Below are 6,000 nucleotides of genomic sequence, written 5' to 3'. Positions count from 1 at the left end.
TAGAGATAGCAGCGGCGGTACCATTATCATCAAAGATTGCCGCACCAATACCACAGTGCTGCCAAGGATTGATTTTCCCCTTTGCTTCCGCAGCGGCAATAGTTGGTCCCAATACCAGCATGCTACCGGCCAGAGCGGCCACAGACAGAGTTTTTAACTTCATGTCGATCCATTCCTTTTTCAGTTTACCAGCCTCTTTTTTTGCTTACTGGGAGAGGCCGGTGACTCCCAGTAATCTCTATATTCTTCTGGAATTTTATCTCGCAAACCCAACTCAACTGTCAGGCCGCCATTCTTTCCATAATACGCAGGCAACCCAGCAACATCTTCGACGCAACCAGGAAACAGACCTCTATACTGGCAGAACAGCGTCGCTGGGCCTGTTTGACTCGACTTACGGGAACCCCTATTAATTGCTCGCCGCCGCCCACAAACCGTTGATTTTATTGGGTTAAAATTCCGGAAAATCGAATTAATAGAGGTTCCCTTACTGGGTGATCCCATGGTAAGCACTGGATAGCGTTAGGTGAGATCTGCTCCCGGAGAGCCACACAATCGAAAAACCCCGTCATGTGAAATTCGTCACAATTCTACCACGATCAATGGGGCTTTCCTCAAGGTGCTATTGAACCTTCCGGTCAGTGGTTTGGGCCGCCTGTCGCCCGTTCCATCGGGTTCATCCGCTCCCTTCGATGCCTGCTCGCTACTCACTCTTCTGTCCTTTCGCAACACGTACCCGCATGTAGCCCCCGAAAAGCTCCTGCAAGACGCGAAACCGTCTAGGTGCAAGACCCTGCCCCCGGAGGTCTTTATATGGATTCCAGTAAGCGCCTCCGAACGCCAGGTTCACATTCGACAGCAGACACCCGTCCAACCCAACTCACTGCCCGCTTCGGGTCGTGGACAGCCACCGACTGCGGAGGAGACGGACCTCGCCCCTTGCGGAGATTGTTCCTCAAGGGGCACTTGGGACTCTGGAGGTCAAATACCGCTGCAAGCTCTCTCAAGATCGGCCTGGACGCGCGCGGTCGGGCGTGTGAGCGAGTCCGGGCTGAGCGCGTTCATTGGCATAATATGCCAATACTGCTATGCTCAGGATGGTTCCATCATGGGAGTCAATCCGCCATGCCGACCCGCAATGTGGTGTTGAGCGACCATCAGCAAGAGCTTGTCGAAACCCTGGTGCAATCGGGGCGGTACCAGAACGCCAGTGAGGTGCTGCGCGACGGGCTGCGCATGATCGAGCAGCGCGAACAGCTCGAAGCGGCCAAGCTGCAGGCACTGCAACAAGCGGCCGAGAAGGGCTGGGCCGATATCACCGCTGGGCGCTATGTCGATATCGTCGAGGACGATCTCGAGGATTTCATGAGCCAACTGGGGCAGCAGGCCGCCAACCGGGTTAAGTTGGCAGGTTGATGGCGCGCTATCGACTCTCCACCGCCGCGCAGGCGGATCTCATCGACATCCTCGCCTGGACACAAAGTCAGTTCGGAGAGGCGGCCCGCAAACGCTACGAAACGCTGCTGGTCACCGCGCTGCGTGACATCTCCAGCCAGCCTGCTCGGACCGGCAGCGTCGAACGACCGGAGCTTGGCGACGGCGTACGATCCTGGCACCTGCATTTGAGCCGGGAGCGCGCCCGAACGGAATCCGGCGCTGTGCGCCGTCCAAGACATTTTTTGATTTACCGGGTGGAGCACGATCATGTTGTCGTCGGGCGGGTTCTGCACGACGCCATGGAACTCGCGCGACACTTGGATGCCGAGGCACTCTGGGAATAAGAGCCGGTGGAGGTATGGTCTGAGGAGGCATAACGGGCCTGCTCGGCCGCAAGCCGAGCGAGGTCTCCCGCATGTCTACATTGCAATGACTACTTAGCCAGCCCTCCACCGGCACGCACAGCTCGAGGGCCTCGCGGGCGGGTCCGCCCCTGCTGAAAGTAGAGGCCGGCGAAATTGATGCGGGCGATGATCCGCACTGCGAAACCGCAGGCCGGGCAGGTGTCGATGTCGATACCGAACACCCGCCAGTGGCAGGTTTACGTCCGGCTACAGCCGCTCATCCTGTGCCGCTGACTGCCCGCTCTGGGTCGAATGCAGACATCCATATCAGGAAGTCGAAACAATGACTCTGAAAGATTCAGCAGCGTGGTGGACAAAGCTGGCAGCCAGTGGCGTACTCATCGGCTTGGTGATTGAGCGCTTCGTAGCGGGAGGGCTACCAGGTTGGCCGAGTCCAGCTATCCCCCTCGCCCAGTTACTGGTGGTCTTCGGTGGCTGCATCACGCTGGCGCACTATGCCGTACTTCGGCGAAAAGGTGTTACCTGCACCGAGTCGCAGGAGCCGGTTCGGCTGGTTCGCAGCGGTGGTCTGTTCCCTTCCACGCGCCACCCGATGTATCTCGGGGACGCCGTCACCTGTGTTGGCCTGGCCATGCTCGCACCCAGTGTTGCCGCTGGACTGATACTGGTGGTAGCCATCACCGCTTTGGTGATTCAGGCGCGCCTTGAAGACGAGTTCCTGGCGAGACGCTTTCCAATAGAGCACGGCCAGTGGCGCGCTCAAAGTGGGCTCCTGCTGCCACGGTTGTCGCCTTCGCGGGGCGTTGGGTAGCAGGCCGTCAGCTTCACTCGTCGAAGGCCAACTCGCCCTGCTCCCAGACTCCAGGATTTTCAGCGACACCGGCACCAGGGCACTCATGCGCACACCCAGCAGTCGCAACGGCCGATCCAGAGGCGCCCGGCGCAGGCACTCCCGGCTGGCGACCAGCAGGTCCGCCTGCGCATCAATGGGCTCGCGCAGCGTGTGGTCCCGGGTCAGTGTACGAAAGTCCGCGTAGCGCAGCTTGATGCCCACGGTCCGTCCACGCACGCCCAGCGCCTGTAGATCAGCAGCCACCCGTTCGCAAAGTGCCAACAGGATCCCAGTGAGTTCGGCACGATCCTGTCTCGGGTGCAGGTCACGCTCGAAGGTGGTCTCGCGACTGACCGACTTGCGCTCGGCCTCCGTGACCACCGGCCGGTCGTCACGCCCGTGCGCGGCATCATGCAGCCAGGCGGCATATCGGGGGCCGAAGTGCTCCTGCAAAAGGCCGAGTTCTGCCCGGGCGAGATCACCGATGGTATGAATGTCCAGACGCGCCAACCGCTCTGTGGACTTCGGCCCGATCCCGTTGATCTTGCTGGCCTGCAACGGCCATATCCGGGCCACCAGGTCCGCTGGTTCCACGTGCGTGAGACCGTCCGGCTTGTCCAACTCCGAAGCCATCTTTGCCAGCAGTTTGTTGGGCGCGATGCCGATCGAACAGGACAACCCCGTCGCCGCACGCACCGCCTCCTTGATACGGCGGGCGATCGGCTCAGGCACGACGCCCACCGACCACGAGGGGCTGCCCCCGCAGTTGCGGATAACGCAGCAGTTCCACGGACGCGTAGAACGCATCCATGTCGAGATGGGCAATGCAGCGGCTGCCGCATGAGCTATGTGGGACTGCTCTACCAGGATCTGATCCGCCAGACCAAACTGACACCCAGCGGCAAGCTGCCGCCTGTCCTGCCGGTGGTGCTCTACAATGGAGAGGAACGCTGGCGTGCGGCACCTGACATCGCCGATCTGGTCGAACAGGTACCAGGAGGACTGGAGCGCTACCGCCCTGCCCTTGGCTATCTCCTGCTGGACGAGGGGGCCATCGTCAACGACCCGGCCTGGTCGGAGCCGGCACGCAATGCGGTCGCCGCCCTCTTCCGGCTGGAGAACAACCGTGACGAGCAGGAAATGCTCAATGTCCTGGGCAAGCTGGTCGACTGGCTCAAGGCACCCGAGCAGACAGGCCTGCGGCGGGCCTTCGTGGTCTGGATACGGCGTGTTCTGCTCCCCCACCGGGCACCCGACATGGAGTTGCCCGAACTGAACGACTTACAGGAACTGCATGAGGTACACACCATGTTGGCTGAACGCATCAAGAAATGGCCGGAACGCTGGCGCCAGGAGGGGCTTGAGCAAGGCCTGGAGCAAGGGCTGGAGCAAGGGCTGGAGCGAGGACTGGAACAAGGGCGTGAGCAAGGTACCCGTCGCATGCTGGCCCGTCTGATCGTCAAGAAGTACGGCGCGATCCCCACATGGGCGCAGACCCGGCTCGACCAAGCCGGCCCCGACCAACTGGAAACCTGGGCTGACGCCATCCTGGAGGCAGAGACGCTTGAAGCCTTGCTGAGCGAAACGCCCAGACACTGAGTTCCATCGTACCCTTGTACGGGATCGTGATCGGACCGCATCCGTGCGGCCCTGCCGGCGTGGAAATGGCCGGGGCCGTGGCCGAACTGGCCCGGTTCACCCCGGCAAGGGATTTTCGGAATATTCAGCCGGAGAATGCCCGGGTGGACATCTCCAGTCGCCCCTGAAAGCGCCGACCGGCGCCTCCAGGGGTTGGGCGACCATCACTCGACCGTCGCGACGAAGGCCTGAAGCTGGGGGTCGTAGTGACTACCCGTAATGTTGGCCGGCTCGGCGGAGCTGGACGATGCGGCTGAACGGGGCGAACCCACCGGTTGGTCCTCCACCTTGCCCACAAAGGCCTGCAGGTGCGGATCATAGACCGAACCCACCACCACGTTGCCCGTTGAGGCACGCGCGTCGCTGGGTGGCGTGGTCAGGGTGGCCTGGTATGCCGCGCCCGCCGGCACATAGGTCTGCAACAGATGATCCCACTCGGAGCCAATGGCCTGGCCCGTGGTGGCGATGATCATCGTGGCGGTGCCGGCAATGAGGCTGTTTTTCAAGGTCAGGGTTTTCATGGTCATTCTCCTTCCAATCGCGGTTTCGGATCTCATCCCAAGGCGGTGTTGCCGTGTGCCTTGAGCTTGATTTCAGAATAGGCCGCGTCACCCCTGACCAACATTCGGATGAATACCTACAGTGTTAATACTTAGGGACGCCGCCCATGACTGAGACGTCCGTTCAGTTGATGCGTGGAGCGCCTTGCCGATGCAGACCACCTGCTCATGGAACAAGGCCTGTGGTGTCCGGTGGGTCCTGACGACCCGGTCAGAGCGCCCCGCCGCAACTGGAACCCTGGCCGGCCGTGCACCCATAGCAATGATCCGCAACCGTGATGGGTGCGCCATCCAGGTTCCGGTGGATCAAGTCCCGCAGATGGGTACGCTGCCGTGTGCCAGCCCCCAGGGGAAGGCGCAGCATCTGGTTGAAATCGCAATCGTACACGTAGCCCTGCCAGCCCACGCTGAGCAGGGTTCGGCACATGAGGCCTGCCAGGCTCTCATCCCGATAGGCGTCCTTCAGGAGCATCATGTAGGCCTCGTACTGACCGTTCTTGCGAAGCTGCTTTGCAAAACGGTGAATGGGCATGTTGGTGATGGCAAACAACCCGTTGAATACGATGCCATGGTCCCGCGCCAGGTGATCCTTGTAGTCGGCCTCCAACTGCGCCTGCGGGGGCGGCAGATCAGACCCCAGCGGGTTATAGACCAGGTTGAGCACCAGGTCGCTGCCGGGTTGTCCGTAGCCCGCGGCGTTCAGTTGCCGCAGGCCCGCCAGGCTCTGCTCGAAGATACCCTCGCCGCGCTGGGTGTCCACATGATCCTGGGTGTAGCAAGGCAGGGAGGCCACCACCTCCACCTGGTGGGCCGCCAGATCGTCCTGGCCCGGCTGCTCCAGCACCGTGAGATTGCAACGGTCCATCACATGCACCCCCATCCCCCGCGCCTGCTCCACCAGGTAGTGAAACTGAGGGTTCAACTCCGGCGCGCCGCCAGTAAGGTCGAGGGTGTGAATCCCGGCACCGCGAAGATAATCAAGCACCAGATCGGCAGTGGTGCGATCCATCTTCTCCCGACGATTGGGCCCTGCATTCACATGGCAATGAAAGCAGGTCAGGTTACAGACATAGCCCACGTTGACCTGCAGGGTTTCCAGCCGCCCACGCCGGATGGCCGGGAAGGTGGTGGATTGCGTTTTTTGCAGAATGGCGCTCATGGAATCTCC

The 6,000-nt window shown here is 61.2% G+C and carries 8 protein-coding genes and 1 pseudogene; 5 read left to right on the top strand and 4 right to left on the bottom strand.

The window, feature by feature from the left end:
- Positions 1 to 1,125: 1,125 nt before the first annotated feature.
- The 3 genes from LPW29_RS06860 (at position 1,126) to LPW29_RS15740 (ending at position 2,613) form a co-directional block, all read left to right on the top strand.
- Positions 1,126 to 1,416: a type II toxin-antitoxin system ParD family antitoxin gene (locus tag LPW29_RS06860; RefSeq protein WP_238627397.1), complete on the top strand. Its 291-nt coding sequence runs from the start codon at positions 1,126 to 1,128 to the stop codon at positions 1,414 to 1,416.
- A complete protein-coding gene (locus tag LPW29_RS06855) occupies positions 1,416 to 1,781 on the top strand; it encodes a type II toxin-antitoxin system RelE/ParE family toxin (RefSeq protein ID WP_238627396.1) in 366 nt (121 codons plus the stop codon). Before LPW29_RS06860 ends, LPW29_RS06855 begins: the two co-directional genes overlap by 1 nt.
- A 343-nt stretch (positions 1,782 to 2,124) precedes the next feature.
- Complete coding sequence (locus LPW29_RS15740; protein ID WP_443112349.1) at positions 2,125 to 2,613, top strand: methyltransferase family protein; 489 nt, start codon at positions 2,125 to 2,127, stop codon at positions 2,611 to 2,613.
- A 126-nt stretch (positions 2,614 to 2,739) separates the two neighbouring features.
- Here LPW29_RS15740 and LPW29_RS15635 read toward each other — a convergent pair.
- Both LPW29_RS15635 and LPW29_RS15735 read right to left on the bottom strand, forming a co-directional pair.
- Positions 2,740 to 3,330, bottom strand: a pseudogene (locus LPW29_RS15635) (Y-family DNA polymerase); the annotation flags it as partial.
- 28 nt (positions 3,331 to 3,358) lie between these two features.
- Positions 3,359 to 3,445 (bottom strand): Y-family DNA polymerase, encoded by an 87-nt coding sequence (locus LPW29_RS15735; protein WP_238627399.1) that lies wholly within the window; start codon positions 3,443 to 3,445, stop codon positions 3,359 to 3,361.
- A gap of 29 nt (positions 3,446 to 3,474) precedes the next feature.
- Between LPW29_RS15735 and LPW29_RS06840 the strand changes: the two genes are divergently transcribed.
- Together LPW29_RS06840 and LPW29_RS06835 are read left to right on the top strand one after the other, a co-directional pair.
- Positions 3,475 to 4,233 carry a DUF4351 domain-containing protein gene (locus LPW29_RS06840; protein WP_238627394.1) on the top strand — a complete coding sequence of 253 codons (759 nt, stop codon included), beginning with the start codon at positions 3,475 to 3,477 and terminating at the stop codon, positions 4,231 to 4,233.
- A 26-nt stretch (positions 4,234 to 4,259) separates the two neighbouring features.
- Positions 4,260 to 4,400, top strand: a complete 141-nt coding sequence (locus LPW29_RS06835) for a hypothetical protein (protein WP_238627393.1) — start codon at positions 4,260 to 4,262, stop codon at positions 4,398 to 4,400.
- A 36-nt stretch (positions 4,401 to 4,436) separates the two neighbouring features.
- Here the strand turns inward: LPW29_RS06835 and LPW29_RS06830 are convergent, their stop codons facing one another.
- Together LPW29_RS06830 and arsS are read right to left on the bottom strand one after the other, a co-directional pair.
- Positions 4,437 to 4,793, bottom strand: coding sequence for a hypothetical protein (locus tag LPW29_RS06830; protein WP_238627392.1), 357 nt, complete (start codon positions 4,791 to 4,793; stop codon positions 4,437 to 4,439).
- A 250-nt stretch (positions 4,794 to 5,043) separates the two neighbouring features.
- The gene (gene arsS, locus LPW29_RS06825) at positions 5,044 to 5,991 is read right to left on the bottom strand and encodes an arsenosugar biosynthesis radical SAM (seleno)protein ArsS (protein ID WP_238627391.1); all 948 of its coding nucleotides are present in this window, start codon (positions 5,989 to 5,991) and stop codon (positions 5,044 to 5,046) included.
- Positions 5,992 to 6,000: the final 9 nt, after the last annotated feature.

This window comes from Ectothiorhodospira sp. 9100 (genome assembly GCF_022227565.1).
In the GTDB taxonomy this organism is placed as follows: domain Bacteria; phylum Pseudomonadota; class Gammaproteobacteria; order Ectothiorhodospirales; family Ectothiorhodospiraceae; genus Ectothiorhodospira; species Ectothiorhodospira marina.
The sequence above is the reverse complement of the archived record's forward strand: the minus strand, read 5'-3'. Positions and strand labels throughout refer to the sequence as shown.